This window comes from Leifsonia shinshuensis, assembly GCF_014217625.1.
Lineage (GTDB): Bacteria > Actinomycetota > Actinomycetes > Actinomycetales > Microbacteriaceae > Leifsonia > Leifsonia shinshuensis_A.
Genome location: NZ_CP043641.1, coordinates 907,276 through 933,007, shown reverse-complemented (window position 1 = coordinate 933,007; position 25,732 = coordinate 907,276). Strand labels below are relative to the sequence as shown.

Here is a 25,732-nt window from a genome sequence, read left to right as displayed (position 1 = left end):
GCCGCAACGGTTTCGCGGCGGTCGCTACCGGGCGATCGCCGCGAAGCGCGCGTCCGTCGCCGCCAGGAGGTCGGCCGGAGCGAGTTCCAGGTCGAGGCCGCGGCGGCCTCCCGACACGAACACCGTGTCGAAGAGCTGCGCCGTCTCGTCCACGACCGTGAGGTGCCGGGTCTTCTGGCCGATCGGGGAGATGCCGCCCACGACGTAGCCGGTGCGGCGCTCGGCGACGGCGGGGTCGGCCATGACCGCACGCTTCGCGCCGACCGCTGCGGCGAGCGCCTTGAGGTCGAGCATCCCGGTCACCGGCACGACGCCGACGACGAGCCCGAGCTCGGTGTCGGCCAGCAGCGTCTTGAACACCCGGTCCGACTCCACCCCCAGCGCGTCGGCGGCCTCCAGCCCGTAGGAGGGCGCGGCGGGGTCGTGCTCGTAGGCGTGCACGGCGAAGGGGATCGCCGCGGCGCCGAGCGCGACCGTGGCGGGCGTGCCGGCCGAGGCGGGACGTTTCGCCATCAGGCGGCGCCCGTCGCCGTGTCCACGCGCGGCCCGTTCGCCCGGTAGAGCTGCATCGAGGCGCCGCCGACCAGCCGTGCGCTGCCCGGCGCCAGCTCGATGCCGTCCTCCAGGATGGGCACCTCGGTCGCGCTGTCCCAGAGCAGCTGGTACGACTCCACGCCGGGGGCGACCGGGAGGGAGACCTGCACGTCGTCCTCCACGCCGTGCACGATGAGGAGGACGCGGTTGAACTCCTCCTTGTCGGGCGTGGAGGCCGCCAGGTACTGCAGGGTGCGGTTCTCCGGGGAGTTCCAGTCGTCGTCGTCCATGAGCGCGCCGGTGGCGTCGTACCAGTCCATGTGGCTGGCGTTGGGCGTGGTCTGCCCGTAGACGGCGAACCGGCTGGGACGCAACGCAGGGTTGTCGCGACGCAGCTCCAGGAGCCGGCGGGTGGTGTCGAGCATCTCGCGTTGCTCCCTGGTGCGCAGCCAGCTCATCCAGGTGAGCTCGCTGTCCTGGCAGTAGGCGTTGTTGTTGCCGCGCTGGCTGCGGCCGAACTCGTCGCCCGCGGTGATCATCGGGACGCCCGCCGACAGCAGCAGCGTGCCCATCAGGTTGCGCATGGCCTTGTGCCGGTCGAGCAGCACGCGCTCGTCCAGGGTGGGGCCTTCCGCGCCGTGGTTGAACGACCGGTTGTTGTCGGTGCCGTCGCGGTTGTCCTCGCCGTTGCCGAGGTTGTGCTTGACGTTGTAGACGGTGAGGTCGGCCATGGTGAAGCCGTCGTGCGCCGTGACGAAGTTGATGGAGGCCAGCGGGCCGCGCTCGGGCGAGAACGTGTTGGACGAGCCGGCGAGCCGGGTGGCGAAGCCGCCGATTCCGATGGGGGCCTGGCCGTTGCGGCGGGCCTCGGCGATGTCGGCCAGCCAGAAGTTGCGGACCCTGTCGCGGTAGCGGTCGTTCCACTCCGACCAGCCGTCCCGGCCGTCGATCCCACCCGGTCCCGCCGGCCCGGCCGGGCCACCCGGGAAGTTGCCGGTCTGCCAGCCGCCGATCCCGACATCCCACGGTTCGGCGATGAGCTTGACGCTCGAGAGCACCGGGTCCGCGAGCATGTCGTTGAGGAGGGGATGGTCGCGGCTGTACGAGGCGTCCTCGCCGCGGCCGAGCGTCACGGCGAGGTCGAACCGGAACCCGTCGATCTGCACCTCCTGCGCCCAGTAGCGCAGCGAGTCGAGCACCAGTCGCTGCGGGACGGGATGCCCGAAGTTCACGGTGTTGCCGCAGCCGGTGACGTCGATGTAGACGCCGTTCGCGTCCTGCCGGTAGTAGGTGGCGTTGTCGATGCCGCGCAGGCTGGTGCGCGGGCCGCCGATGCCTTCCTCGGCGGTGTGGTTGTAGACCACGTCGAGAATCACCTCGATGCCCGCCTCGTGCAGGAGCTTCACCATCCCCTTGAACTCCACGAGGACCGCCTCGGGGCCGGCGGCCTGGGCGGCACGCGTGGCGTACGGAGCGTGCGGGCTGAAGAAGTTGAGGGTGTTGTAGCCCCAGTAGTTGGTCAGGCCCTCCCGGATGAGGCGCTGCTCGGACGTGAACGCGTGGACGGGCAGCAGCTCCACAGCGGTGACCCCGAGGTGCTTGAGGTAGCCGATCGTGGACTCGTGCGCCAGGCCGGCGTACGTGCCGCGCAGCTCCTCGGGCACGTCCGGGTTCTGCCGGCTGATGCCGCGCACGTGCGCCTCGTAGACGACGGTGTGGTCGAGGGGAGTGCCGGGCTTGGCTGAGCCGCCCCAGTCGAAGCCGTCGGAGACGACCGTCGAGCGCCACTCCTCCGGACCCACTCGGGTGAGGCCCTTGGCGTACGGGTCCATCAGCAGGGTCTCCGGATTGAACATGTTCTGCGGGCCGGACGGACCGGAGACGTTGATCGCGTACAGACTGCCGACCTGGAGGCTGCGGGAGCGGCCCATCCAGACGTCGTTGGCGTCGCGGTGCATCTCGACGGTCTTCACCCGCCAGTCCGGGTCCTTCGGATCGAACAGGCAGAACTGCATGGCGTCGGCGTTCGCGGAGTAGACCCGCAGCTCGCCGCCGTGCGGACCGATGCGTACACCCAGGTTGCGCAGAGGATCGGGGGACGTCATGCGATCTAGAGTAGTGACCACACCGCGCCACACTCCGAGGAGGCCTCGGTGCCCGTCTATCTCGACCACGCCGCCACCACCCCGATGCGCCCGGAGGCGATCGCCGCCTTCACGGACGCGCTGGGGCTCGTCGGCAACCCGTCGAGCATCCACAGCCAGGGCCAGCGGGCCAAGCGGATGCTGGAGGAGGCCAGGGAGGCCGTCGCCTCGACCCTCGGCTGCGACCCGATCGAGGTCGTCTTCACCTCCGGCGGCACGGAGGCGATCAACCTCGCGATCAAGGGGATGTACTGGGCGCGCAACAGCGGGGCCGCTCATCCGCGCATCCTCGTCCCGGGCGGCGAGCACCACGCGACCGTAGACGCGGTGGAGTGGCTGGAGCGCGCGGAGGGAGCGCGGCCGGAGTGGCTGGCGCTCGACCCGGAGGGGCGGATCCTGCCCTCGGTCGTCGCGGACGCGCTGGGCTCGGCGTCGGACGTGGCGCTGCTGACTTTCCTGGCCGTGAACAACGAGGTGGGGACGATCCAGCCGGTCGCCTCGCTCGCGGCGCTCGCGCGCGCTGCCGGGGTGCCGGTGCACGTGGACGCCGTCGCGGCCTACGGCCACGTGCCGCTGTCCTTCGCCTCGCTGGGCGTCGACGCGCTGAGCGTCTCGGCGCACAAGATCGGGGGACCGGTCGGGATCGGCGCCCTCGTCCTCGGCCGGCGCTCGGCGGTCGTGCCGCTGATCCACGGCGGAGGCCAGCAGCGCCAGGTGCGCAGCGGCACCCAGGACGTCGCGGCGGCCGTCGCGTTCGCGGCGGCGGCGCTCGCCGCGGAGGCCGAGCGGGTATCCGAGGCGCAGCGGCTCGCCGCGCTGCGCGACCGGCTGATCCGCGGCGTGCGGGTGGCCGTGCCCGAGGCGGTGCTGAGCGGGCCGGAGCCGGAGCAGGCAGGTGGCGAGCGGGTCGCCTCCAATGTCCATTTCGTCTTCCCCGGCGCGCAGGGCGATTCGCTGCTGTTCCTGCTCGACCTCGCCGGACTGTCGGTCTCCACCGGCGCGGCCTGCACGGCGGGCATCCCGGAGCCGTCGCACGTGCTGCTCGCGATGGGCCGCAGCGAGCCGGAGGCCCGCAGCGCGCTGAGGTTCACGCTCGGCCGCACCTCCACCGAGGCGGATGTCGACGCGCTGCTCGCGGCGCTGCCGGGCGCGTACGCGCAGGCGGAGCGGGCGGGGCTGGCGGAGCGCGAGACACGCAGTCGAAATTGATATGATAGATGTATGCCGCGTGAACTCATCACCGTCGACGTCGCGACAACGGACCTCGTCAAGGTCGAGCATGCACTCCGTCAGCGACTCGCACCGTATCGGAATGCCCGGATCGTCACGTTGACGTCTGTCCCTCCGAACCTCTGGCAGTGGAGGGCGCACACCCAGATCCTCGCGGCCATCGAATACGACGAGTGACGCGATTGAGCCGAACCCAGGAGGCGCGGCGTAAGATTCCTCGGGTGCGAGTTCTGGCAGCGATGAGCGGTGGCGTCGATTCCGCCGTGGCGGCCGCGCGCGCCGTGGAGGCCGGGCACGACGTCGTCGGCGTCCACCTGGCGCTCAGCCGGATGCCGGGCACCCTTCGCACCGGGAGCCGCGGCTGCTGCACCATCGAGGACTCGATGGACGCCCAGCGCGCCGCGAACATCATCGGCATCCCGTACTACGTCTGGGACTTCTCCGAGCGCTTCAAGCTCGACGTTGTGGACGACTTCATCGCCGAGTACTCGGCCGGCCGCACGCCCAACCCGTGCATGCGCTGCAACGAGCGGATCAAGTTCGCCGCGCTGCTGGAGAAGGCGCTCGACCTCGGCTTCGACGCCGTCTGCACCGGGCACTACGCGAGCATCGTCACCGATGCCGACGGCAACCGGGAGCTGCACCGCGCGAGCGCCTGGGCCAAGGACCAGTCGTACGTGCTGGGCGTGCTCACCGCCGACCAGCTCGCGCACGCGATGTTCCCGCTCGGCGCCACGCCCTCCAAGGCGGAGGTCCGCGCCGAGGCCGCAGCACGCGGGCTGAGCGTAGCCAACAAGCCGGACTCGCACGACATCTGCTTCATCCCCGACGGCGACACGCGCGGCTGGCTGACCGAGCACGTCGGCGCCGCGGAGGGCGACATCCTCGACCGCGAGGGCAACCGGCTCGGCTCGCACGAGGGCGCGCACGCCTACACGGTCGGCCAGCGCAAGGGCCTCAACATCGGCTACCCCTCGCCGGACGGCCGCCCGCGCTTCGTGCTGGAGGTCCGCCCGAAGGACAACACGGTGGTCGTCGGCCCGAAGGAGGCGCTCGACATCGCCGAGATCGCGGGCGCCCGGTTCACCTGGGCCGGACAGCCTCCCGCGTCGCCGGAGAGCCCGTTCGCGTGCGACGTCCAGATCCGCGCCCACGCCGACCCGGTGCCCGCCGTGGCCCAGGTTCGCGACGGCGAACTGGTCGTCCGCCCCGACGAGCCGCTGAACGGCGTGGCCCCCGGCCAGACCGCCGTCGTCTACGTCGGCACCCGCGTCCTCGGCCAGACCACCATCGACCGCACCGTCTCCGCCGTCCCGGTCTGACGGTCGGAAACGGAGGACATCCGCTCCCGCCCCCGGCGTGTCGGCAGCCACCGGAGGACATCCGGCCCGGCTGATCCCGCACCTCCTCCGTTCGCCACAGTGGAGCCGCGTCGGGAACGGAGGAGATGCGGGTGGTACGGGGGCTGTAGTCCTCCGTTGGCCGACTCTGCGCGGCGTGTCGGAGCGGATGTCCTCCGTTGCCGACGCGGCGTCGGTGGGGGTGAATATGCTTGCTGGGTGACTGACGAGCAAGCCGCACGCGCGGAGGCCCAGGACCTGACCACGCGCATCCTCGAGCTGCGCGACGCGTACTACGAGCGCGACACCGTGCTCGTCAGCGACGAGGAGTACGACCGCATGCTGCGGCGCCTCGAGGAGCTGGAGCGCCTGCATCCCGAGCTGCAGAGCCAGGACAGCCCCACCCAGACGGTCGGCGGCCGCGCGCAGACCACGCTCTTCGCGCCGGTGCAGCACGCCGAGCGCATGCTCAGCCTCGACAACGTGTTCTCCCTGGAGGAGTTCGAGGCCTGGGCCGCGCGCGTCGAGCGCGACGCCGGACGCCGCGTCGACTACCTCTGCGAGCTGAAGATCGACGGCCTCGCGATCAACCTCCGCTACGAGAACGGCGTCCTCGTCACGGCGGCCACCCGCGGCGACGGCGTCGTAGGGGAGGACGTCACCGAGAACATCCGGCAGATCCCCGCCATCCCGCAGCGGCTCGCCGGCGACGGCCCGTTCCCTCCGCTGGTGGAGGTCCGCGGCGAGGTGTTCTTCCCCGTCGCCCAGTTCGACGAGCTCAACGCCCACCAGCAGGAGGCCGGCGAGCGCGTGTTCGCGAACGCCCGCAACGCCGCCAGCGGCTCGCTCCGGCAGAAGGCCGAGGGCAAGAACGCCGCCCAGCTCGCCCTCATGCGCGACCGGCTGCGCCGCCTGCACATGCTCGTGCACGGCATCGGCGCGTGGGCGAACCCGCCGGTCGACGCCCAGTCCAAGGTCTACGAGCTGCTGCAGTCGTGGGGCCTGCCGACGTCCACCCACTACCGCGTGCTCGGCACCATCGCCGAGGTGGACGACTTCATCCGCTACTTCGGCGAGCACCGCGGCAGCGTCGAGCACGAGATCGACGGCATCGTCATCAAGGTGGACGAGCTGGCCCTGCACGACGAGCTGGGCGCGACCTCCCGTGCGCCGCGCTGGGCGATCGCGTACAAGTACCCGCCGGAGCAGGTGAACACCAAGCTGCTCGACATCGTCGTCAGCGTCGGCCGGACCGGCCGGGCGACGCCGTTCGCCGTCATGGAGAAGGTGCGCGTCGCCGGCTCCGAGGTGCGCCAGGCGACACTGCACAACCAGGACGTCGTCAAGGCGAAGGGCGTGCTGATCGGCGACACCGTCGTCCTGCGCAAGGCGGGCGACGTCATCCCCGAGGTGCTCGGCCCGGTGGTCGAGCTGCGCGACGGCACCGAGCGTGCCTTCGTGATGCCGGAGAACTGCCCGGAGTGCGGCACCAAGCTGGCGCCGGCCAAGGAGGGCGACATCGACCTCCGCTGCCCTAACTCCGAGTTCTGCCCGGCGCAGGTGCGCGGCCGCGTGGAGCACATCGGGTCCCGCGGCGGCCTCGACATCGAGGCGCTGGGGGAGGTCGCGGCCGCGGCGCTCACGCAGCCGCGGTTCCCGGAGACGGCTCCGCTGCCGACCGAGGCCGGGCTGTTCGGGCTGACCGTACGGGAGCTGTTCCCGATCGAGGTGGTCGTCCGCGACTCCGAGACGGGGCTGCCGAAGCTCACCGAGTCGGGAGCCGAGAAGGTGGACACACCGTTCCGCCGCCGGCGGCAGAAGAAGGACGGACCGTTCGTCCCCGATGCCGACGAGTTCGGCGGCGACGAGCTCCACGTCCCCTCGAAGAACGCCCTGGAGCTCGTCGCCAACCTCGCAGCCGCGCGTACGAAGCCGCTCTGGCGCATCCTCGTCTCGCTCAACATCCGGCACGTCGGCCCGGTCGCCGCACGCGCGCTGGCCGACCACTTCGGGTCGCTCGACGCGATCCGGGGCGCCTCGCGCGAGGAGCTCGCCGCGGTCGACGGCGTCGGCGGCATCATCGCCGACGCGGTGCTCGCCTGGTTCGAGGTCGACTGGCACCGGGAGATCGTCGAGCGCTGGGCCGCCGACGGCGTCCAGTTCGCGACCCCCGGCCACGCCGGCCCCGGCGCACAGGCCGAAACCGGCGGCGTCCTCGCCGGGCTGACCGTCGTCGCCACCGGCTCGCTGGAGGGCTTCACCCGCGAGGGTGCGCAGGAGGCGATCATCGCCGCGGGCGGCAAAGCGGCCTCCAGCGTGTCCAAGAAGACCGACTTCGTCGCGGCCGGACCCGGCGCAGGGTCTAAGCTCGCCAAGGCGGAAGAGCTCGGCGTCCGCGTCATCGACGCCGCCCAGTTCGCGATCCTTGTCGAAAAGGGCCCTTCGGGGCTGGAGGATTAGTCGGCCAATTTGTGGACAGACCACAAGTTATCCCCCTGAATCGGGGGTAGAACGTCCATCCGTCCACCCCCCGGATGCGGCTAGAGTCGTGGTGTGCGCTCGCCCGGTGCACGCAAGGGCTTAGCTCGCTCGCTCTCGGAGGGACCCGGACGGAGTGCTGGTCAGCTTTGCAGCAGCTTCCATCGTCACCTCGGTCGTCACAGGACTGACCGGGGCCTTCGTCATGCCTGCCGACGCTGCGCAGGCGGCGCCGCGTGTCGAGCACGTGGCCCAGCTCTCCGGAGCAGCGGCCCCTGCGGCGATCGGGGATGCGCCGGCCAGCTCCGGCCCGGCCGGAGCCGGAGCATCCGGCGCGAGCGCCGCCGCCGTCTTCGGCGCGATCCGCGCGGTCGACCCGGCCGCGCTGCCGGGCTTCCTCGGCGCGCACGCGTCCGACCTCGACCGGCTCCTGACCAGCCCGCCCGCGGCCAGCGACGTCAGCCAGCTCTGGAAGCTGCTCGACCCCGCCCGCCAGGCGGCGCTCGTGAAGCTCGCGCCGCACGTGATCGGCAACCTGGAGGGCGTCCCGTACGACATCCGCGGCAAGGCCAACGTGCTCGACCTGGACCGCACCATCGCCGCCGCCAAGGGCGACCTGCGCACCGAGCGCGGCAAGACCGAGCGCGTCGCCCTCAAACGGCAGCTCACCACGCTCGGCAACGTGGAGACCGCGCTGAAGAAGAAGGACGGCGTCACGCGCACCCTCGTCTCGCTGGACACGTCGGCCGACGCCCGGGCCGCGATCGTCGTGGGCGACCTCCGGACGGCGCGCTACGTGAGCGTCCTGGTGCCCGGCATGTACATGTCGGTGGGGGAGCAGGTGGAGGGCTGGGCCGGCGTCGCCCAGAACCTCTACTCCCAGGAGACCGGGTTCCTGAAGCGCTTCCTCGGCTCCCGCGCGAACACCGCGGCCCCCGGCGTCGCGGTCGTCGCCTGGATCGGCTACCAGACGCCGGTGCTGACCAACATCGGTGGCATGGACCTCGCGCGGCAGGGCGCCGACAGCCTGGAGCGCACGCTGATCGGCCTCCAGTCGCTCCGCGCGGCCGACCCGCCCTACCTGAGCGTGTTCGCCCACTCCTACGGCTCGACCGCCGCGCTGCTGGCGCTGGAGAAGGGCACCGTCACGGTCGACGCGCTGGCCCTGATGGGTTCGCCGGGCTCCGACGCCCAGTCGGTCGACCAGCTCGGCGTGCGAAACGGCAACGTGTACGTCGGCAAGGCGTCGATGGACCCCATCGTCAACAGCGCGTTCTTCGGCAGCGACCCGGGGGCGCCCTCCTACGGCGCGAAGACCATGGGCGTCGGCGGCGCGACCGACCCGATCACCCACAAGAGCCTCTCCGGTTCGAGCGGCCACAACGAGTACTTCACCGCAGGCACCGAGTGCATGCGCAACCTCGCGCTGATCGGAATCGACAAGGGCGACCTGGTCCTCGGCTGAGGCGGGCGGCACGGGCCGGGCCTGCGCATAATGGGACCGATGGATCCGGACCGGAACGACCAGAACGCTCAGGACGGCACCACGGGGCGTCCCGCCGCGTCGTCCCGGCGCGCCTTCCTGCGCGGGGCCGGGATCGCGGCGGCCGGCGCCGTCGTCGGGGGAGCGGCGGGCGCCGCCATCGGCGCGGGCGCGGCCTCCCGTAACCCGCCGGGCGCCATCGCCGAGGAGGGCGAGGAGTACCCGACGCTGCCGCCGCCTGCGCAGGCGGGCTTCGACCACCTGGTGGTGCTCATGTACGAGAACCGGTCGTTCGACAACCTGCTCGGCTACCTCTACGACGCGAAGACGCTGCCGAAGGGAGCGCGCTTCGACGGCCTGGCGTTCGGGGAGTACAGCAACCCGGACCCGGCGGGCGGCGAGATCCCGGCGCATCCCTACACCGGGGCGACGGACGTCATCATGCGCCAGCCGTCTCCCGACCCCGGGGAGGTGTACCCGCACGTCAACACGCAGCTCTTCGGCACGGTCGATCCGCCCTCCAACGCGGACGCCCTCGTGCGCGACATGAAGCCGCCGTACAACGCCCCGCCCGCGGGGACGAAGCCCACGATGACGGGCTTCGTGCGCGACTACATCGGCGTGCTGCGCAAGGACACCGGCGCCGAGCCAGCGCCCGACGACTACCGGCGGATCATGGGCGCGTTCACGCCGGACATGCTCCCGGTCTTCTCGACGCTCGCGCGTCAGTTCGCCGTGTACGACGACTGGCACTGCGCCGTGCCGTCGCAGACGTTCTGCAACCGGTCGTTCTTCCACGCCTCCACCTCGCACGGGTACGTCGACAACGGCGGTGACGGCGGGCTGCGCAAGTGGTTCGACCCGGCGAACGACGCGCCAACGATCTTCAACCGGCTCCAGGAGGCCGGGCGAAGCTGGCGCGTCTACTTCGACGACCGGCAGCTCATCTCGCTGACCGGCTTCATCCACGCCCCTGTGCTGGAGCCGTACTGGAGGACGCACTTCCGCACGATGACCCAGTTCTACGCAGACGTGGCGGAGGGTACCCTCCCGGACTACGCGTTCCTCGAGCCGCGCCTGCTCTACGACCACAACGACATGCACCCGCCGGGCGGCCCGATGACGGAGGAGGACGTCGACGGCACCCTGATCGCCGGCGGCGGCATCTCGGACGTGCGGGCGGGCGAGTTGCTGCTGCACCAGGTGTACTCGGCGATCCGCGGATCGCGCAGCGCGAACGGCTCGAACGCGCTCAACACGATGCTGCTGGTGACCTTCGACGAGCACGGCGGGACGTACGACCACGTCGCGCCCGGCCCGGCGACGCCTCCCGAACCGGCCGCCGGCCCGGGGGAGAACGGCTTCACGTTCGACCGGCTCGGGCTCCGTGTGCCCGCCCTCGCCATCTCGGCGTACACCGAGCGCGGCAGCATCCTCCACGAGGAGATGAGCCATGCGGCGGTCATCGCCACGCTCTGCGAGGCGTACGGGCTCCCGCACCTCACCGAGCGCGACCGCGGCGCGCGCACGATCCAGAACGCCGTGAACCGGACCTCTCCGCGCCAGCCCGGCACGTGGCCGGACACGCACCCGCAGTACCTGCCGCCGAACCCGGAGGCCGGACCGCCCGCGCCCGGCGACGAGGACCGCCCGCTCAGCCCGCCCGGCGTCGGCCTGGTCGGCCTCCTGACAGCCCGGTACGGCGCTCCGGACGACCCGGTGCCGCGCACCTACCGGGAGGCCTACGAGACCGTCGATCGGCTGGGGCGCGGGCTGTTCGGCTCACCCTAGAATTGACTCAGCCCACTGACGACACATCACGGAGACGCATGTCCGAAATCAGCGCAGAACAGGTCGCGCACCTGGCGAACCTCGCCAGGATCGACCTCAGCCCGGAAGAGATCGAGAGCCTCACCAGCGAGCTCGGCCAGATCGTCGAGGCGGTCGCGAAGGTGCAGGAGGTCGCCGGGCCCGACGTCCCCGCGACCAGCCACCCGCTCCCGCTCACCAACGTGTTCCGGTCCGACGAGGTCCGCCCGTCGCTGACCGTCGAGCAGGCGCTCTCCGGCGCCCCCGAGCGCGAGGGCGACCGTTTCAAGGTCGCCACCATCCTGGACGAGGAGTAAGAATGACGGACCTGACCAGGCTCTCCGCCGCCGCCCTCGCCGACCTCCTCGCCGCGCGCGAGGTGTCCTCGGTGGAAGCCACCCGCGCCCACCTCGACCGCATCGAGTCGGTCGACGCCGACGTGCACGCGTTCCTGCACGTCGCGGGCGAGAACGCCGTTCGCACCGCCGCCGAGATCGACGGCCGCCGGGCTGCGGGCGACCCGCTCGGCCCGCTCGCCGGCGTCCCGGTCGCGATCAAGGACGTGCTCGCCACCCACGACATGCCGTCGACCTCCGGCTCGCGCATCCTCGAGGGCTGGATCCCGCCGTACGACGCCACGGTCGTCCGCAAGCTGCGCGACGCCGATCTGGTGCCGCTCGGCAAGACCAACATGGACGAGTTCGCGATGGGGTCCTCCACCGAGCACTCGGCCTACGGCCCCACCCGCAACCCGTGGGACCTGGAGCGCATCCCCGGCGGCTCCGGCGGCGGCTCGGCCGCGGCCGTCGCCGCGTTCGAGGCGCCGTTCGCGCTCGGCTCCGACACCGGCGGCTCGATCCGTCAGCCGGCCGCCGTCACCGGCTCGGTTGGCGTCAAGCCGACCTACGGCGGGGTGAGCCGCTACGGTGCGATCGCGCTGGCGAGCTCGCTCGACCAGGTCGGCCCGGTCTCCCGCAGCGTGCTCGACGCGGGCCTGCTGCACGACGTGATCGCCGGGCACGACCCGTTCGACTCCACCTCGCTGACCGACAGCTGGCCGTCGATGGCGGAGGCCGCGCGTGCCGGCCTGCGCGAGGGCGCCCTGAAGGGCGTGCGCGTCGGCGTCGTCCGCGAGCTGAACGGCGAAGGCTTCCAGGCGGGCGTCAAGCAGCGCTTCGTGGAGGCGCTGGCCCTGCTCGAGGGCGCTGGCGCCGAGATCGTGGAGGTCGACGCCCCGAGCTTCGAGTACGCGGTCGCCGCCTACTACCTGATCCTCCCGGCCGAGGCGTCCAGCAACCTGGCCCGCTTCGACTCCGTGCGCTTCGGCCTCCGGGTGAACCCGGAGGACGGCCCCGTCACCGTCGAGCGCGTGATGGCCGCGACCCGCGACGCAGGCTTCGGCACCGAGGTCAAGCGCCGCATCATCCTCGGCACCTATGCGCTGAGCGCCGGCTACTACGACGCCTACTACGGCTCGGCCCAGAAGGTCCGCACGCTCATCCAGCGCGACTTCTCCGCCGCGTTCGAGAAGGTGGATGTGCTGGTCAGCCCGAGCGCGCCGACCACGGCGTTCAAGTTCGGCGAGAAGCTGGCCGACCCGATGGCGATGTACCTCAACGACATCACCACCATCCCCGCGAACCTCGCGGGCGTGCCCGGCATGGGCCTCCCGATCGGCCTCGCGCCGGAGGACGGCCTCCCTGTCGGCATGCAGCTGATGACGCCGGCGCGCGCCGACGCCCGGCTGTACACCATCGGCGCCGCCCTGGAGCGGCTGCTGGAGGAGCAGTGGGGCGGCAGCCTGCTGAGCCAGGCGCCGGATCTGTCGGCCACCGAGATGTTCGCGAGCGAGGAGGGAGCGGTCTGATGGCCAAAGCTGACCTGATGGATTACGACAAGGCCCTCGAGCTCTTCGAGCCGGTGCTCGGCTTCGAGGTGCACGTCGAGCTGAACACCGCGACCAAGATGTTCTGCGGCTGCGCCAACGAGTTCGGCTCCGGCGCCAACACGAACACCTGCCCGACCTGCCTCGGCCTTCCCGGCGGCCTCCCGCAGGTCAACGAGAAGGCGATCGAGTCGAGCATCCGCCTCGGCCTCGCGCTCGGCTGCGACATCGCCGAGTCCAGCCGGTTCGCACGGAAGAACTACTTCTACCCGGACCTCGCGAAGGACTTCCAGACCTCCCAGTACGACGAGCCGATCGCGCACGACGGCGTCGTCAGCATCGAGCTGGAGAACGGCCGCGAGCTGCGCATCGAGATCGAGCGCGCGCACATGGAGGAGGACGCGGGCAAGCTGACCCACGTCGGCGGCGCCACCGGCCGCATCCAGGGCGCCGACTACTCGCTGGTCGACTTCAACCGCGGCGGCGTGCCGCTGGTCGAGATCGTCACCAAGATGATCGAGGGAGCGGAGGGCGACGCGCCGGAGGTCGGTCGCACCTACGTGCGGGCGATCCGCGACCTGGTCAAGGCGCTCGGCGTCTCGAACGCGCGGATGGAGGAGGGCAACGTCCGCTGCGACGCGAACGTCTCGCTCCGCCGCCGCGGCTCGTCCGAGCTCGGCACGCGCACCGAGACGAAGAACGTCAACTCGCTGCGCTCCATCGAGCGCGCCGTGCGCTACGAGATCCAGCGCCAGGCCGCGATCCTCGACGCCGGCGGCACCATCACGCAGGAGACCCGGCACTGGCACGAGGACACCGGCACCACCTCCGCCGGCCGCCCGAAGTCGGACGCCGACGACTACCGCTACTTCCCGGAGCCCGACCTCGTCCCCGTCGCGCCCAGCCGCGAGTGGGTCGAGGAGCTGCGCGGCACCCTGCCGGAGGCGCCGGCCGCCCGCCGCAAGCGCCTGACGGCGGAGTGGGGCTTCACCGCTCTGGAGTTCCAGGACGTCGACAACGCCGAGCTGCTGGACGAGCTGGAGGCGACCATCGCCGCCGGCGCCACCCCCGCCGCCGCCCGCAAGTGGTGGACGGGTGAGATCGCGCGCCTCGCGAACGCGCAGGGCGTCCCGGCCGGCACCCTGGTCAGCCCGCAGCACGTCGCCGAGCTCGCCGCTCTGGTCGACGCGGGCACCCTCACCGACCGCCTGGCCCGCCAGGTGCTGGAGGGCGTCATCGCCGGCGAGGGCGCGCCGCAGCAGGTCGTGGACGCCCGCGGGCTCGCTGTGGTCTCCGACGACGGCGCGCTGATCGCGGCCATCGACGAGGCGCTGGCGGCGCAGCCGGACGTGCTGGAGAAGATCCGCGACGGCAAGGTGCAGGCCGCCGGCGCGGTCATCGGCGCCGTCATGAAGGCGATGAGGGGCCAGGCGGACGCGGCACGCGTGCGGGAGCTGGTGCTGGAGCGCGCCTCGCAGTGACCGGTGCCGCCACGACGCTGATCGAGCAGGTCACGGAGACGAGCGCCGCAGCCACGGCTGCGGCGCTCGCTCCCGTCCTGATCGACACCGTGGAGTCGGGCGCGAGCGTCGGCTGGATCGAGCCGCCCACCCCGGACGAGGCGATCCTGTGGTGGAGCGCCCTCTTCGCCGACCCGGACGCCACGACCTGGATCGCCAGGGACGGCGACCGCGCGCTCGGCACCATCACCCTGGTGCGCGCGGCCAAGCGCAACGGGCCGCACCGCGCCGAGGTGATCAAGCTCATGGTCCACCGGGAGGCCAGGGGCCGCGGCATCGCGCCGGCCCTTCTCGCGGCGCTGGAGCAGCACGCGGCCGCGACCGGGCTCACCCTGCTCGTCCTCGACACCGAGACCGGCAGCCTCGCCGAGTCGCTCTACGCCCGCTGGGGCTGGCAGACCGTGGGCGGCATCCCCGGCTACGCCGTCTCACCCTCCGGCGCCCTCGGCGGCACCACCATCATGTACAAGCGCCTCACCCTTCGCGATTCGTGACGAATGTCGCGAATCGCGACCCCAAAACGCACATTCGTCACGAATCGCGACCTGGCGATTCGTGACGAATGTCGGGAATGGGCGTGGCAAAGGCGACATTCGGCAGGAATCGTCGGGCGCGCTAGCGTAGGCGCATGGGCGTCTTCACTCTCGGCGGGCTGACCACGGCCCCCGCCTCCTCCCGCACGGACCTGCTGGCCCCGGCCACCCTCGCGACTCTGACCGCCCTCGGCTGGCTGGACGAGGTCGGCGTGGTCGAGATCGACCCGGACGTCTCCGACACCGCGGCCACTCAGGAGGAGTTCGGCCTGACCGCCGACACGCTCGCCAACTGCGTCGTCGTCGGCGGCAAGCGCGAGGGCGTCGAGCGGATCGCCGCGTGCGTCGTGCTCGCCACCACGCGCGCCGACGTCAACAACACGGTCAAGCGGCTGCTGGACGTCCGCAAGGCGTCCTTCCTGCCGATGGAGCGCGCCGTCGAGCTGACCGGGATGGAGTACGGCGGGATCACGCCGATCGGGCTGCCGCCGGAGTGGCCGCTGCTGGTCGACGCGCGCGTCGTGGCCGACGGCGTCGTCGTCATCATCGGCTCGGGCGTGCGGCGTTCCAAGATCCTGCTGCCGGGCCGGCTGCTCGGCGGGCTGCCGTCCGCGCAGGTCATCGACGGCCTCGGGATGCCTGTGTCATCCGAGTCCGGCGCGCCACGATGACCGGCGCCGGCGTCGACCGCCTCCTCGGCCCGGTGCGCTCGCGCCTGATCGAGACGCTGTCCGGGCGCTCCGACCGCATCCCGAGCTGGGTGCTGCGGCTCGAGGAGGGCGAGGACGAGGGCTACTTCCCGGCCGGCGGCGCGGCGTGGACGGTGCACGGCGGGATGCCGACGCTCGTCGCGGGGGTGCGCGCCCTCCTGCTGCAGGCACTGCACCCGGGAGCCCTGGCGGGCGTCCGCGAGCACTCCCGCTACCGCGAGGACCCGCTGGGCCGGCTGGCGGGCACGATCCAGTGGATCCACACGGTCACGTTCGGCAGCCGCGGGCATGCCGTCGCCGGCTCGGACATGGTGAGGACGCTGCACGAGCGTGTGCACGGCACCTTCGTCGACGGCTACGGCGTCACCCGGCCGTACACGGCGAACGATCCCGACCTCGCCGAGTGGGTGCACCTGGCGTTCACGGACGCGTTCCTCACCGCCCACGAGCGCTGGGGGTCGCCCATCCCGGGCGGCGCGGACGGCTACGTGGGGGAGTGGGCGACCGCGGCGGAGCTGATGGGCGTCGCCGATCCGCCGCGCACCGCTGCTGAGCTGCGCGCCAGGATCGACGCGGTCACCGATGCGGGGGAGCTGCGCGGCGGCCCGGAGGTGGAGGAGATCGTGCGCTTCATCCGGCGGGCGCCGCTGCGCCGGACGCTGCGGCCGTCGTACCGGGTGCTGTTCCGCGCGGCGGTGTCGACGCTCGAGCCGCGGCACCGCGCCATGCTCGGGCTCCCTGTGGCAGACCGGCTGCCGATCCATGGCGCGACGGCCGTCGTGCTGAGCGGGGCGCAGGTGCTGCTCGGGCCGCAGACGCAGGCGGAATTGGCGGCGCGCCGGCGGCTGGCACGGCTGGCGGCGGCGACGGGAGGCTGAGCGCGGGTACGGCGTCTGTGAGAACGTGCAACCCCGCGATGCCCTCTGGGAGCTACGCTGTGCTCCGGTGGCCCGCTCACCGGTGAGCGGACCCGAGTCACCGGAGGTGTTGCCATGACATCCACCAGCTCATCCGCGACCGACGAGGCCGGGAACAAGGGCCTCAAAGGGGGCGCGCTCGGCCTCGTGTCGGGCGTCGTCGTCGGTGTGGCCTCCACAGCGCCCGCCTACAGCCTCGCCGCGAGCCTCGGCTTCATCGTCGTCGGCGGCACGCTCGCCGCCGGCGTGAAGGCGCCCGGCATCGTGCTGCTCGCGTTCATCCCGATGTACCTGATCGCTGTCGCCTACCAGGAGCTCAACAAGGCCGAGCCGGACTGCGGCACGACCTTCACCTGGGCGGCGCGCGCGTTCGGGCCGATCACCGGCTGGATGGGCGGCTGGGGCATCATCATCGCCGACGTGATCGTGATGTCCAACCTGGCGCAGATCGCCGGGCAGTACTCCTTCACGTTCGTCGGCGGCTTCGGCCTGCCCGGCGTCGCTGCGCTCGCGAGCAACAACTTCGCCGTGACGATCGCCGGCCTGGTCTGGATCGCCCTGATGACCTGGATCTGCTACCGCGGCATCGAGGTATCGGCCCGGTTGCAGTACGTCCTGCTCGGCTTCGAGGTCGTCATCCTGATATTCTTCGCCGCGTTCGCCCTCGTGAAGGTGTACACCGGCAACGCCGAGCCGTACTCGCTGATCCCGCAGTGGTCCTGGTTCAACCCGTTCACCCTCGACTTCGGGCAGACCATCGCCCCGGCGCTGCTGACCGCGATCTTCATCTACTGGGGCTGGGACACGGCGGTCTCCATCAACGAGGAGACCAAGAACCCGGAGAAGACCCCGGGCCGCGCCGCCATCATCAGCACGCTCCTGCTGCTGGGCACCTACGCCATCGTGACCGTCGCCACCGTCGCCTTCGCGGGCGTCGGCACGAAGGGCATCGGGCTGGCGAACCCGGCGAACTCGGGCGACGTGTTCTCGGCGATCGGGCCGACGCTGTTCGGCAGCGGGCCGATCGGCGCGATCCTGATGACGCTGCTCGGCTTCTCCATCCTCACCTCGGCCTCCGCCTCCACGCAGACGACCATCCTGCCGACCGCGCGGACGACCCTGTCGATGGCGGTCTACAAGGCGATCCCCGAGAAGTTCGCGCGCATCCACCCGAAGTTCCTGACGCCCACCTGGTCGACGATCGGAATGGGGATCGTCTCCGCGGCCTTCTACCTGGTGTTCACCGCGATCAGCGTCACCCTGCTCACCGCCCTGATCGGGTCGATCGGCTTGATGATCGCGTTCTACTACGGCCTGACCGGCTTCGCGTGCGTCTGGTACTACCGCCGGACCCTGTTCACGAGCTTCCGGCACGCGATCATGCGCGGGCTGTTCCCGCTGGTCGGCGGGCTCATGCTGCTGGCGGTGTTCATCTACGGCGTGATCAGCTTCTCGGCGCCCGACTGGCTCACCGACGAAAACGGCAAGAACGTCACCATCTTCGGGATCGGCGCGGAGGCCGTCGTCGGAATCGGCGGCATCCTGATCGGCGTCGTGCTCATGATCATCTGGCGGATCATCCGGCCCGACTACTTCAAGGGCCGCACCCTCCCGCGGCAGAGCGACGACATCATCCTGGAGCCGGTCGCCGTGGGCGACGAGCTGCCGTTCGGCACGGCGGCCTCGCGCATCCCGGCCACGGTGATCGCGCCCGACTTCTCCAACCTCCCCGAGGGGCAGACCCCGGTCAATGCGGATACGCTCGAAGCGGTCGACGAGCCGGCGGACCTGCCGCCGGCCGATCCCGACCTCCCGCGGAAGGGGAGTGAGTGAGCCAGCGCACGAGAACCGTCCACTGGGAGGACCCGGCCCCGGGCGTCGCCGTCATGCCGACGGTGAGCGGCCTGGAGTACCTGCAGAAGATGATCGCGGGGGAGCTGCCTCCTCCGCCCATCGCGAACCTGATGGGGATGACACTGACGGAGGCCGAGACCGGCCGCGCGGTGTTCGTCTGCGAGCCGGACGAGTCGCACTACAACCCGATCGGGACGGTGCACGGCGGCCTGGTCTGCACCCTGCTGGACTCGGCGATCGGCTGCGCGGTGCAGTCGACGCTCGCGCAGGGTCAGGGTTACACGTCGATCGAGATCAAGGTGAACTACCTCCGCCCGGTGTTCGCCGGCAGCGGCCCGCTCACCTGCAGCGCGACGGTGACCAAGCCGGGCAACCGGGTGGCCTTCGCGGACGGAGTGGTGACCGACGGGAGCGGGAAGACGGTCGCGACGGCGACGGGGTCGTTGCTTGTGTTCCCGATCGGGTGATGGCAGGGCGATCGGGTGCTCAGGCCCCCGCCGCCTCCTGCTGCGCGACGAGCTGGTCGCGCACCTTCCGGCGGATCACCTTGCCGACGATGCTGCGCGGCAGCTCGTCCACCTGCACGACGTGCTTCGGCACCTTGTACGCGGTGAGGCAGTCGCGGCCGTAGGCGCGGATGGCCGCCTCGTCGAACGACGCCCCCGGCTCCATCACGACCGCGGCGACCACGTCCTCGCCGCCGCGGCGGTGCGGGAGGCCGACCACGGCCACGTCCGCGACGCCCTCGAAGCTGCGCAGCGCGTCCTCCACTTCGGTCGGTGAGACGTTGAAGCCGCCGGTGACGATGAGCTCCTTGATCCGGTCCACGATGCGGACGAAGCCGTCCTCGTCCATCGTGACGATGTCGCCGGTGCGGAACCAGCCGTCGGCGGTGAGCACCTTGGCCGACTCGTCGGCGTTGCGCCAGTAGCCGGAGAACACCTGGGGTCCGCGGGCGAGCAGCTCGCCCTCCTCGCCGAACGCCCGGTCGACCGACGGGTCCTCCGGGTCCGCCACGCGCAGCTCGGTGCCTGGCAGCGGGAGGCCGACCGTGCCCGCCTTGCGGGTCGCGCCGACCGGGTTCGCCATCAGGACGGGGGAGCACTCGGACAGGCCGTAGCCCTCCACGAGGTAGCCGCCGGTCTTCGACTCCCACAGGTCGACGATGCTCTGCGGGAGGCTCATCGCCCCGGAGATCGCGATGTCGATGCCCGAGAGCGAGACCTTCCGCTTCTCCGCGGCCTGCACCAGCCGCTCGTAGATCGGCGGCACGGCCGGCAAGAAGGTCGCCGGCCGCTTCTTCACGACGTCCAGCACCAGGTCGGGGTCGAACTTGGGGAACAGCACCAGCCGCGCGCCCATGCTCATCGCGAAGGTCAGGCAGAGCGTGAGGCCGTAGGCGTGGAACAGCGGCAGGACCGCGTACACCACGGACGCGCCGCGCTCGATCGTGGGAACCCACGCGCGCGCTTGCGCCGCGTTGACCGCGAGGTTGAGGTGGCTGAGCATGACGCCTTTCGGCCGCCCCGTGGTCCCGCTCGTGTACTGGATGAGCGCGAGGTCGTCGCGTTCCGGCCGCGGCACGGAGGCCTTCAGCCGGCGGGAGGACACCAGCGACTCCCACGTGACGGCGCCGGACACCTTCGCGGTCAGCTGCTCGCGCGCTTTGCGGGCGGCGGGGACCGGCAGACGCAGCGCGAAGCGCTTGGTCGCGGGCATCCCGCGCGTGATGTCGACCGCGATGACCGTCGAGACGCCGAGGTCGGCCGGCAGGTCCTGCACCATCGGCACGACCTTGTCCCAGACGATCGCCACGGTCGCGCCGTGGTCCTCGAACTGGTGGCGCAGCTCGCGCGGCGTGTAGAGCGGGTTGTGCTCCACCACGACCGCGCCCAGCCGCAACGCTGCGTAGAACGCGACGACGTGCTGCGGGCAGTTCGGCAGCACGAGCGCGACCCGGTCGCCCTTGCGGACGCCGCGCTTGCGCAGACCCTCCGCGGCGCGCGCGATCTGGTCGCCGAGCTCCGCGTAGGTCGTCGTCGCACCGAAGAACTCCAGGGCGACGTGCTTGCCGTAGGTCGCGACCGAGCCGTCGATCAGGTGGGCAAGGGAGCCCTCCGGCAGCTCGATGTCGGCGGGGACGTCCGGCGCGTAGGCGGAGACCCAGGGGCGATCGCTGTAACCACTCACGGACACGAGCCTATTGGGCCGTGGTCGCCGCGTGCACGGCCTCCTCGATCGGGACATCGCCGGAGACGACCTCCCAGGTGCGGCCGATCGTGGCGGGGTCGGCCAGGCAGACGGCGATCAGCCGGGCGACGTCCTCACGCGCGATGGTGCCGCGCGGGACGCTCTCGCCGAGCTGGATCGAGCCCGTGCCCTCGTCGAAGGTGAGGCCGCCCGGACGCAGGATCGTCCAGTCCAGTCCGGAGGCGCGCAACGCCTCGTCGGCCTCGCGCTTGGCCTCCACGTACGCGCGCCACTGCGGGTCGGCGTCCTCGGCCACCGGGGCGTCGACGCCCCACGCGCTCACCTGCACGAACCGGCGGACGCCGGCGGAGGCCGCGGCCTCGGCGGACTTCACCGAGCCGGCGTAGTCGACCGTGCGCTTGCGGGCGACCCCGGAGCCCGCCCCGGCGCCCGCGGTGAAGACGACCGCGTCGCAGCCGACGAAGGCCATGGCGATGGCGCCGGAGTCCGCCTGCTCGATGTCGAGCACGTGGCCCTCCCCGCCGAGACGGTAGACGTCCTCGGCGTGCTCGTCGCTGCGGACGACGCCGACGAACTCGTCCCCCCGGTCGTAGAGCACCCGCATGAGCTGCTGGGCGACTTTTCCGTGGGCACCGACGATCGCGATTCGACTCATGCCTCCATCTTGCTCCTGTTCGGGTCCGCTCCGCTCACGGCGAACGTGCAAGCGGCCCGGCGGGCGGATGCGTTACGGTCGTGCTCATGACCGGTCTGCTGGAGTTCCTGGCGCGCTTCTTCGCGCCCGGCTCCGGTCTGTCGGTGCTGTGGCACTCCGCGGCGTGGCCCGGAGGCGTCTCCGGTCTCATCGCCCTTGCCGGCCTGGCCGGCGCGATCGGGATCGTCGCGGTCGCGGCGACCGCGGCCGTGCGCTCCGTCGCCGCGCTCGCGGCCTCCCTGCGGGTCCGCGCCGTCTGGTCGAACCCGCTGCAGCCCACCGCAGGCTGGCTCCTGGAGAGCCAGTCCGACCCGGACGCCGACGGCCGTCCGCGCCCGAGAGCACCGGGCATCCTCCTGCCGGTCGCGTAGCCGGGCGCTTCCCGCTCGCTGCGTCTCTTCGCTTCTGCGCGGCCAGACGACGTCTTCGTTCGTTCCGACAGCAGGGATATCACCCATGGACTTCTTCTCGTGGCCGCCGATCGCGGCCGTCCTCGACGCGGCCTACGGCTTCGTCACCGCCCTCTCCGCCGCCGCAGAGCCCATCGCGGGCGCAGCGGCGGGAATCGTCGCGATCGTCGTCCTGACGATGATCGTGCGCGCCATCCTCCTCCCCGTCGGCGTCAGCCAGGTGCGCGCCGAGTACACCCGCCGCCGGCTCGCCCCGGCACTCGCCGAGCTCCAGCGGAAGCACGGCACAGACCGCGAACTGCTCGCCCGCAAGACGATGGAGCTCTACCAGGCGGAGCGGACCTCCCCGTTCGCCGGGATGCTGCCGCTGCTCGCGCAGCTCCCGGTCATCTCGCTGGTCTACGCGCTCTTCACCCATGCGACCGTCGCAGGCCACGCGAACGCGCTGCTCGACGTGCACGTGCTCGGCGCGCCGCTCGGCACCAGCTTCGTCGGACTCGCCGGCGCCGGATCGGTGTGGCCGGGATTCCTGGTCTACGCGGCCGTGCTCCTGCTGATCGCCGCGGTGACCACGGTGTCTCGGCGTGTGCTCGCCCTCCCGCAGCCGGACGGCTCGCCGGCGCCCACCGGCGTGGTCCGCGCGCTGTCGTTCCTGCCGTACGTCACCGTGGTCTTCGCGGCGTTCGTGCCGCTGGCAGCCGCCGTGTACATTCTGACGACGACGGCGTGGACCGTCGTCGAGCGCGCGACGCTGCGCCGCCTGCTCGACCCGGAACGAGGGAGGACCGAGCCATCGACGTCGCACTGAAGCCCGTCCCGACGCTGACGACGGAGCGGCTGACGCTCGTCCCGCTCGGTCCCGCGCACTTCGACGGCACCTGGGCGTCCCTCCACGAGCCCGAGGTGATGCGGCTGACCGGCACGCACACCGCATTCACCGAGGAGGGCGTCCGCGACTGGCTCGCCGGCCTCGCCCGGCTGGAGGGCCGGGCGGACTGGGCGATCCTGCGCACGGCCGACGGCGCCCACCTCGGCGAGGTCGTCCTCAACGACGTGGACGCGGACAACCGGTCGGCGGGCTTCCGGATCATGCTCGGCTCGCCGCAGTGGTTCGGGGCCGGCTACGGCACGGAGGCGACCAGGGCGGTGCTGCAGCACGCTTTCGCCACAGTCGGCCTGCATCGGGTCGAGCTGGAGGTCTTCGCCTTCAATCCGCGCGCGCAGCGCGCCTACGAGAAGGCTGGCTTCGTCGTGGAGGGCCGCAGGCGCGACGCGCTCCGCTGGGACGGTGAGTGGGTCGACGCGATCGTGATGGGATGCTTGAACCATGTGGAAGCGTGATCGTCCCCGCCCGCCCCGCGACCCCCGCGAGGCGATGCCCGGGCTCGGCGTCGGCGTGCAGGTGTACGTCGTCGAGCAGGAGCCGCCGTCGTCCGACGACTGGCCGGGCGAGCCGACCGGGGTGATCATCGCCTCCGGCGACCGCAGCCTCCGGCACGTGTCGCTGCCGAACGACGGCTTCACGACGTGGGTGGTCGCGTTCAGCGAGCCGCAGCGCCGCCGCGACGGCACCGGCCCCTACGAGCACGCGACCATCCCGTCCACACTGCTGGTCGCGGCCGAGCCTGCGGAGGCCTGAGCGTGCTCGGGGTCGGCCTCGTCCGCGGCATCAACGTCGGCGGGAACGCGCGCGTCGCGAAGGCCGACCTGGCCGCCGCGTTCGAGGCGGCCGGCTTCGAGGAGGTGGGGACGCTGCTGCAGAGCGGGAACGCCGTCTTCCGCGGATCGGGCGCGCCGACGGCCGCTCAGGCCGAGGCGGTGGTCGCTGCGCTGGCGGAGTCCTCCGGGGTATCGGTCGGCGTCGTCCTGCTGCCGGAGGACCGCTTCCGCCGGATCGCGGCCGACAACCCGCTGCTGGAGGCCTCCGACGACGACTCCCGGCTCGTCGTCACCTTCCTCGACCACGACGTGCCGTCCGGGGTGACCGCGCCAGAGGACGCCGATCTCGCCCCGGAGGTGGTCCGGCTGGGCGACCGCGCGATCTACCAGTGGAGCCCGCTCGGCGTCTCCAAGTCGGTCGTCCCCGCCGCGTTCTGGCGCAGCCTCGGGCCGGTCGCGACGGGCCGCAACCAGCGCACCGTCCTGCGGCTGCTCGCCGAGCTCGACCGGCGCGGCTGAACGCGCCCTGAGCGGACTCCGGAACGCACTGCTGGAGGTCACCGGCTGCTCTTACAATGACTGCATGTTCGTCGAGGGCACTCTTCGATGGCAGGTCACCGAGGACTGTCCCTGGGATCTGCTGATCGCGCTCGCCCTGCGCGACCTCGTCGGCCTCGACAACACCCTCGAACCCGCCCTCCCTCGGGTGTCGCCGGCCGTCGTGCCGGCGCTGCACGGCGCTCCCGAACGCGGTGGCGGAGCCGCGACCCTGGCCGCGAGGGACGTCCTGGAGACGCAGTGGCACGCCCTCTTCGAGCGTGCAGCCGACCGGGAGCACCGTCCGCTCACACCGCTGCTGCAGCCCCCGCACTTCACCGCGCTCGACCGCGCGATCGAGCTGCAGGACATCGTTCTCGCACAGCACGAGACGGCGGCGCGCTGGGCCCGCGAGCGCCGAGCCGAGTACGCGCGGGCGAGCATCGAGCACCACGCGACGCGCGCCGCCGACATCGTGGACGTGGTCCACGAGCGGGAGCACGACCTGCGCCGCCAGGCCGGGTACTTCCGGCTCGACATCGATGTGCTCCCGCTCGCGGAGCGCGGGGCGTGGATCGTCGGACCGCACACCGTCGTCGTCAGCGCCTCGCTGCGCGACGACTCGCGGGCGTTCCGCGACTGGTTCCGCCCGCTCGTCGCCGCGCTGGTCTGAGCGAGCCGGCTACGCCACCCGCTGCGCCGGGGAGGTCGTCTCCGCCGGGTCGGTCACCGCGACGTCCCCGACCGCTTCGTCGATGCGCGCCATCACGTCGCCGCTGAGCCGCACTCCCGCCGCCTTCACGTTGGAGGCCACCTGCTCCGGCCGGGACGCGCCGACGATCGCGCCGGACACGTTCGGGTTCTGCAGCACCCACGCGATCGCGAGCTGCGCCATCGTCGCGCCGAGCTCGTCCGCGATCGGCTTCAGCCGCTGCACCGAGGTCAGCACGTCGTCGCGGAGGAATCCCTTGATCGCGTTCGCACCACCCTTGTCGTCGGCGGCGCGGCTGCCCTCGGGGAGCGGCGCGCCCGGCAGGTACTTGCCGGTCAGCACGCCCTGCGCTACCGGGGACCAGACGATCTGCGAGATGCCGAGCTCGGCGGAGGCCGGGACCACCTGCTTCTCGATCACCCGCCAGAGCATCGAGTACTGCGGCTGGTTCGAGATGAGCTGGAAGCCGAGCTCCTTCGCCAGCGCGTGCCCGGCGCGGAGCTGGTCGGCCGTCCACTCGCTGACGCCGATGTAGAGCGCCTTGCCCTGCCGGACGATGTCGGCGAAGGCCTGCATCGTCTCCTCCAGCGGCGTCTCGTAGTCGTAGCGGTGCGCCTGGTAGAGGTCGACGTAGTCGGTGCCGAGCCGGGTGAGCGAGCCGTCGATGGACTCGAGGATGTGCTTGCGCGAGAGGCCGGTGTCGTTGTGGCCCTTCGGGCCGGTCGGCCAGTAGACCTTGGTGAAGATCTCCAGCGACTGGCGGCGCTGGCCCTTCAGGGCGTCGCCGAGCACCTGCTCCGCGGCCGTGTTCGCGTACGCGTCCGCGGTGTCGAACGTGCTGATGCCGGCGTCGAGGGCGGCGTGGACGCACTGCGTCGCCGTCTCGTTCTCGACCTGGGAAGCGTGCGTGAGCCAGTTGCCGTAGATGATCTCCGAGATCTTGAGACCGCTGTCGCCGAGGTATCTGAATTCCATGGCTCAACGCTAGCGCTGCGATCGCACGGCGACAGGCCGGATGTCGTGCCCGGATGCGAGGATTGACCCATGGCGGGAGGTGGGATCTTTGGGAGGT

The 25,732-nt window shown here is 71.7% G+C and carries 25 protein-coding genes; 20 read left to right on the top strand and 5 right to left on the bottom strand.

Annotation, left to right across the window (positions count from 1 at the left end):
* Positions 1-24 precede the first annotated feature (24 nt).
* Both ybaK and glgX read right to left on the bottom strand, forming a co-directional pair.
* Complete coding sequence (ybaK, locus tag F1C12_RS04510) at positions 25-513, bottom strand: Cys-tRNA(Pro) deacylase (protein WP_185277626.1); 489 nt, start codon at positions 511-513, stop codon at positions 25-27.
* Positions 513-2,639 (bottom strand): glycogen debranching protein GlgX, encoded by a 2,127-nt coding sequence (gene glgX, locus F1C12_RS04505; RefSeq protein WP_185277625.1) that lies wholly within the window; start codon positions 2,637-2,639, stop codon positions 513-515. The genes ybaK and glgX overlap by 1 nt, the downstream gene beginning before the upstream one ends.
* Positions 2,640-2,687: 48 nt before the next feature.
* On the opposite strand from glgX, the gene F1C12_RS04500 reads away from it, so the two are divergent.
* The 14 genes from F1C12_RS04500 to F1C12_RS04435 all read left to right on the top strand — a co-directional run bounded on the left by F1C12_RS04500 (position 2,688) and on the right by F1C12_RS04435 (position 18,904).
* On the top strand, positions 2,688-3,887 hold the full coding sequence (locus F1C12_RS04500; protein WP_185277624.1) for a cysteine desulfurase family protein: 1,200 nt from the start codon (positions 2,688-2,690) through the stop codon (positions 3,885-3,887).
* A 12-nt stretch (positions 3,888-3,899) separates the two neighbouring features.
* Positions 3,900-4,085, top strand: coding sequence for a hypothetical protein (locus F1C12_RS04495; RefSeq protein ID WP_185277623.1), 186 nt, complete (start codon positions 3,900-3,902; stop codon positions 4,083-4,085).
* Between the two features lie 44 nt (positions 4,086-4,129).
* A complete protein-coding gene (gene mnmA / locus F1C12_RS04490) occupies positions 4,130-5,230 on the top strand; it encodes a tRNA 2-thiouridine(34) synthase MnmA (RefSeq protein ID WP_219732680.1) in 1,101 nt (366 codons plus the stop codon).
* 237 nt (positions 5,231-5,467) lie between these two features.
* A complete protein-coding gene (ligA, locus tag F1C12_RS04485) occupies positions 5,468-7,708 on the top strand; it encodes an NAD-dependent DNA ligase LigA (protein WP_185277622.1) in 2,241 nt (746 codons plus the stop codon).
* A gap of 223 nt (positions 7,709-7,931) precedes the next feature.
* Positions 7,932-9,191: an alpha/beta hydrolase gene (locus F1C12_RS04480; protein ID WP_185277621.1), complete on the top strand. Its 1,260-nt coding sequence runs from the start codon at positions 7,932-7,934 to the stop codon at positions 9,189-9,191.
* Positions 9,192-9,230: 39 nt separating this feature from the next.
* Positions 9,231-11,000: an alkaline phosphatase family protein gene (locus tag F1C12_RS04475; protein WP_185277620.1), complete on the top strand. Its 1,770-nt coding sequence runs from the start codon at positions 9,231-9,233 to the stop codon at positions 10,998-11,000.
* 38 nt (positions 11,001-11,038) lie between these two features.
* Positions 11,039-11,335, top strand: a complete 297-nt coding sequence (gene gatC, locus F1C12_RS04470) for an Asp-tRNA(Asn)/Glu-tRNA(Gln) amidotransferase subunit GatC (protein ID WP_185277619.1) — start codon at positions 11,039-11,041, stop codon at positions 11,333-11,335.
* Between the two features lie 2 nt (positions 11,336-11,337).
* Positions 11,338-12,885, top strand: coding sequence for an Asp-tRNA(Asn)/Glu-tRNA(Gln) amidotransferase subunit GatA (gatA, locus tag F1C12_RS04465; protein WP_185277618.1), 1,548 nt, complete (start codon positions 11,338-11,340; stop codon positions 12,883-12,885).
* Positions 12,885-14,384 carry an Asp-tRNA(Asn)/Glu-tRNA(Gln) amidotransferase subunit GatB gene (gene gatB / locus F1C12_RS04460; RefSeq protein WP_185277617.1) on the top strand — a complete coding sequence of 500 codons (1,500 nt, stop codon included), beginning with the start codon at positions 12,885-12,887 and terminating at the stop codon, positions 14,382-14,384. Before gatA ends, gatB begins: the two co-directional genes overlap by 1 nt.
* Positions 14,381-14,917 carry a GNAT family N-acetyltransferase gene (locus F1C12_RS04455; protein ID WP_258046111.1) on the top strand — a complete coding sequence of 179 codons (537 nt, stop codon included), beginning with the start codon at positions 14,381-14,383 and terminating at the stop codon, positions 14,915-14,917. The genes gatB and F1C12_RS04455 overlap by 4 nt, the downstream gene beginning before the upstream one ends.
* A gap of 134 nt (positions 14,918-15,051) precedes the next feature.
* A complete protein-coding gene (locus F1C12_RS04450) occupies positions 15,052-15,627 on the top strand; it encodes a YbaK/EbsC family protein (protein WP_185277616.1) in 576 nt (191 codons plus the stop codon).
* Complete coding sequence (locus F1C12_RS04445) at positions 15,624-16,544, top strand: oxygenase MpaB family protein (RefSeq protein WP_185277615.1); 921 nt, start codon at positions 15,624-15,626, stop codon at positions 16,542-16,544. The genes F1C12_RS04450 and F1C12_RS04445 overlap by 4 nt, the downstream gene beginning before the upstream one ends.
* A 114-nt stretch (positions 16,545-16,658) precedes the next feature.
* Positions 16,659-18,416, top strand: coding sequence for an APC family permease (locus F1C12_RS04440; RefSeq protein ID WP_185277614.1), 1,758 nt, complete (start codon positions 16,659-16,661; stop codon positions 18,414-18,416).
* A gap of 53 nt (positions 18,417-18,469) precedes the next feature.
* Positions 18,470-18,904 (top strand): PaaI family thioesterase, encoded by a 435-nt coding sequence (locus tag F1C12_RS04435; protein WP_185278777.1) that lies wholly within the window; start codon positions 18,470-18,472, stop codon positions 18,902-18,904.
* A 19-nt stretch (positions 18,905-18,923) separates the two neighbouring features.
* On the opposite strand, the gene F1C12_RS04430 is transcribed toward F1C12_RS04435, so the two are convergent.
* Positions 18,924-20,627: a long-chain-fatty-acid--CoA ligase gene (locus F1C12_RS04430; protein WP_258046110.1), complete on the bottom strand. Its 1,704-nt coding sequence runs from the start codon at positions 20,625-20,627 to the stop codon at positions 18,924-18,926.
* Between the two features lie 10 nt (positions 20,628-20,637).
* Positions 20,638-21,303, bottom strand: a complete 666-nt coding sequence (locus tag F1C12_RS04425; protein ID WP_185277612.1) for an SDR family oxidoreductase — start codon at positions 21,301-21,303, stop codon at positions 20,638-20,640.
* A gap of 86 nt (positions 21,304-21,389) precedes the next feature.
* On the opposite strand from F1C12_RS04425, the gene F1C12_RS04420 reads away from it, so the two are divergent.
* The 6 genes from F1C12_RS04420 to F1C12_RS04395 all read left to right on the top strand — a co-directional run bounded on the left by F1C12_RS04420 (position 21,390) and on the right by F1C12_RS04395 (position 24,621).
* Positions 21,390-21,713: a DUF6412 domain-containing protein gene (locus F1C12_RS04420; RefSeq protein ID WP_185277611.1), complete on the top strand. Its 324-nt coding sequence runs from the start codon at positions 21,390-21,392 to the stop codon at positions 21,711-21,713.
* Positions 21,714-21,798: 85 nt separating this feature from the next.
* Positions 21,799-22,560 (top strand): YidC/Oxa1 family membrane protein insertase, encoded by a 762-nt coding sequence (locus F1C12_RS04415; protein WP_185277610.1) that lies wholly within the window; start codon positions 21,799-21,801, stop codon positions 22,558-22,560.
* A complete protein-coding gene (locus tag F1C12_RS04410) occupies positions 22,479-23,093 on the top strand; it encodes a GNAT family N-acetyltransferase (protein WP_258046109.1) in 615 nt (204 codons plus the stop codon). The genes F1C12_RS04415 and F1C12_RS04410 overlap by 82 nt, the downstream gene beginning before the upstream one ends.
* The gene (locus F1C12_RS04405; protein ID WP_258046108.1) at positions 23,080-23,391 is read left to right on the top strand and encodes a hypothetical protein; all 312 of its coding nucleotides are present in this window, start codon (positions 23,080-23,082) and stop codon (positions 23,389-23,391) included. Before F1C12_RS04410 ends, F1C12_RS04405 begins: the two co-directional genes overlap by 14 nt.
* Before the next feature lie 2 nt (positions 23,392-23,393).
* Entirely contained in the window at positions 23,394-23,930 is a 537-nt protein-coding gene (locus F1C12_RS04400; protein WP_185277609.1) for a DUF1697 domain-containing protein, read from the top strand.
* Between the two features lie 64 nt (positions 23,931-23,994).
* Complete coding sequence (locus F1C12_RS04395; RefSeq protein WP_185277608.1) at positions 23,995-24,621, top strand: hypothetical protein; 627 nt, start codon at positions 23,995-23,997, stop codon at positions 24,619-24,621.
* Positions 24,622-24,630: 9 nt separating this feature from the next.
* On the opposite strand, the gene F1C12_RS04390 is transcribed toward F1C12_RS04395, so the two are convergent.
* Positions 24,631-25,635: an aldo/keto reductase family protein gene (locus F1C12_RS04390; protein WP_185277607.1), complete on the bottom strand. Its 1,005-nt coding sequence runs from the start codon at positions 25,633-25,635 to the stop codon at positions 24,631-24,633.
* Between the last annotated feature and the right edge of the window lie 97 nt (positions 25,636-25,732).

Coding starts and splice junctions, on each gene's coding strand:
- ybaK (WP_185277626.1), bottom strand. CDS start 513: ATGGCGAAACGTCCCGCCTCGGCCGGCACGCCCGCCACGGTCGCGCTC.
- glgX (WP_185277625.1), bottom strand. CDS start 2,639: ATGACGTCCCCCGATCCTCTGCGCAACCTGGGTGTACGCATCGGTCCG.
- F1C12_RS04495 (WP_185277623.1), top strand. CDS start 3,900: ATGCCGCGTGAACTCATCACCGTCGACGTCGCGACAACGGACCTCGTC.
- F1C12_RS04480 (WP_185277621.1), top strand. CDS start 7,932: ATGCCTGCCGACGCTGCGCAGGCGGCGCCGCGTGTCGAGCACGTGGCC.
- F1C12_RS04475 (WP_185277620.1), top strand. CDS start 9,231: ATGGATCCGGACCGGAACGACCAGAACGCTCAGGACGGCACCACGGGG.
- gatC (WP_185277619.1), top strand. CDS start 11,039: ATGTCCGAAATCAGCGCAGAACAGGTCGCGCACCTGGCGAACCTCGCC.
- gatA (WP_185277618.1), top strand. CDS start 11,338: ATGACGGACCTGACCAGGCTCTCCGCCGCCGCCCTCGCCGACCTCCTC.
- gatB (WP_185277617.1), top strand. CDS start 12,885: ATGGCCAAAGCTGACCTGATGGATTACGACAAGGCCCTCGAGCTCTTC.
- F1C12_RS04450 (WP_185277616.1), top strand. CDS start 15,052: ATGGGCGTCTTCACTCTCGGCGGGCTGACCACGGCCCCCGCCTCCTCC.
- F1C12_RS04445 (WP_185277615.1), top strand. CDS start 15,624: ATGACCGGCGCCGGCGTCGACCGCCTCCTCGGCCCGGTGCGCTCGCGC.
- F1C12_RS04440 (WP_185277614.1), top strand. CDS start 16,659: ATGACATCCACCAGCTCATCCGCGACCGACGAGGCCGGGAACAAGGGC.
- F1C12_RS04435 (WP_185278777.1), top strand. CDS start 18,470: ATGCCGACGGTGAGCGGCCTGGAGTACCTGCAGAAGATGATCGCGGGG.
- F1C12_RS04425 (WP_185277612.1), bottom strand. CDS start 21,303: ATGAGTCGAATCGCGATCGTCGGTGCCCACGGAAAAGTCGCCCAGCAG.
- F1C12_RS04420 (WP_185277611.1), top strand. CDS start 21,390: ATGACCGGTCTGCTGGAGTTCCTGGCGCGCTTCTTCGCGCCCGGCTCC.
- F1C12_RS04415 (WP_185277610.1), top strand. CDS start 21,799: ATGGACTTCTTCTCGTGGCCGCCGATCGCGGCCGTCCTCGACGCGGCC.
- F1C12_RS04405 (WP_258046108.1), top strand. CDS start 23,080: ATGTGGAAGCGTGATCGTCCCCGCCCGCCCCGCGACCCCCGCGAGGCG.
- F1C12_RS04395 (WP_185277608.1), top strand. CDS start 23,995: ATGTTCGTCGAGGGCACTCTTCGATGGCAGGTCACCGAGGACTGTCCC.
- F1C12_RS04390 (WP_185277607.1), bottom strand. CDS start 25,635: ATGGAATTCAGATACCTCGGCGACAGCGGTCTCAAGATCTCGGAGATC.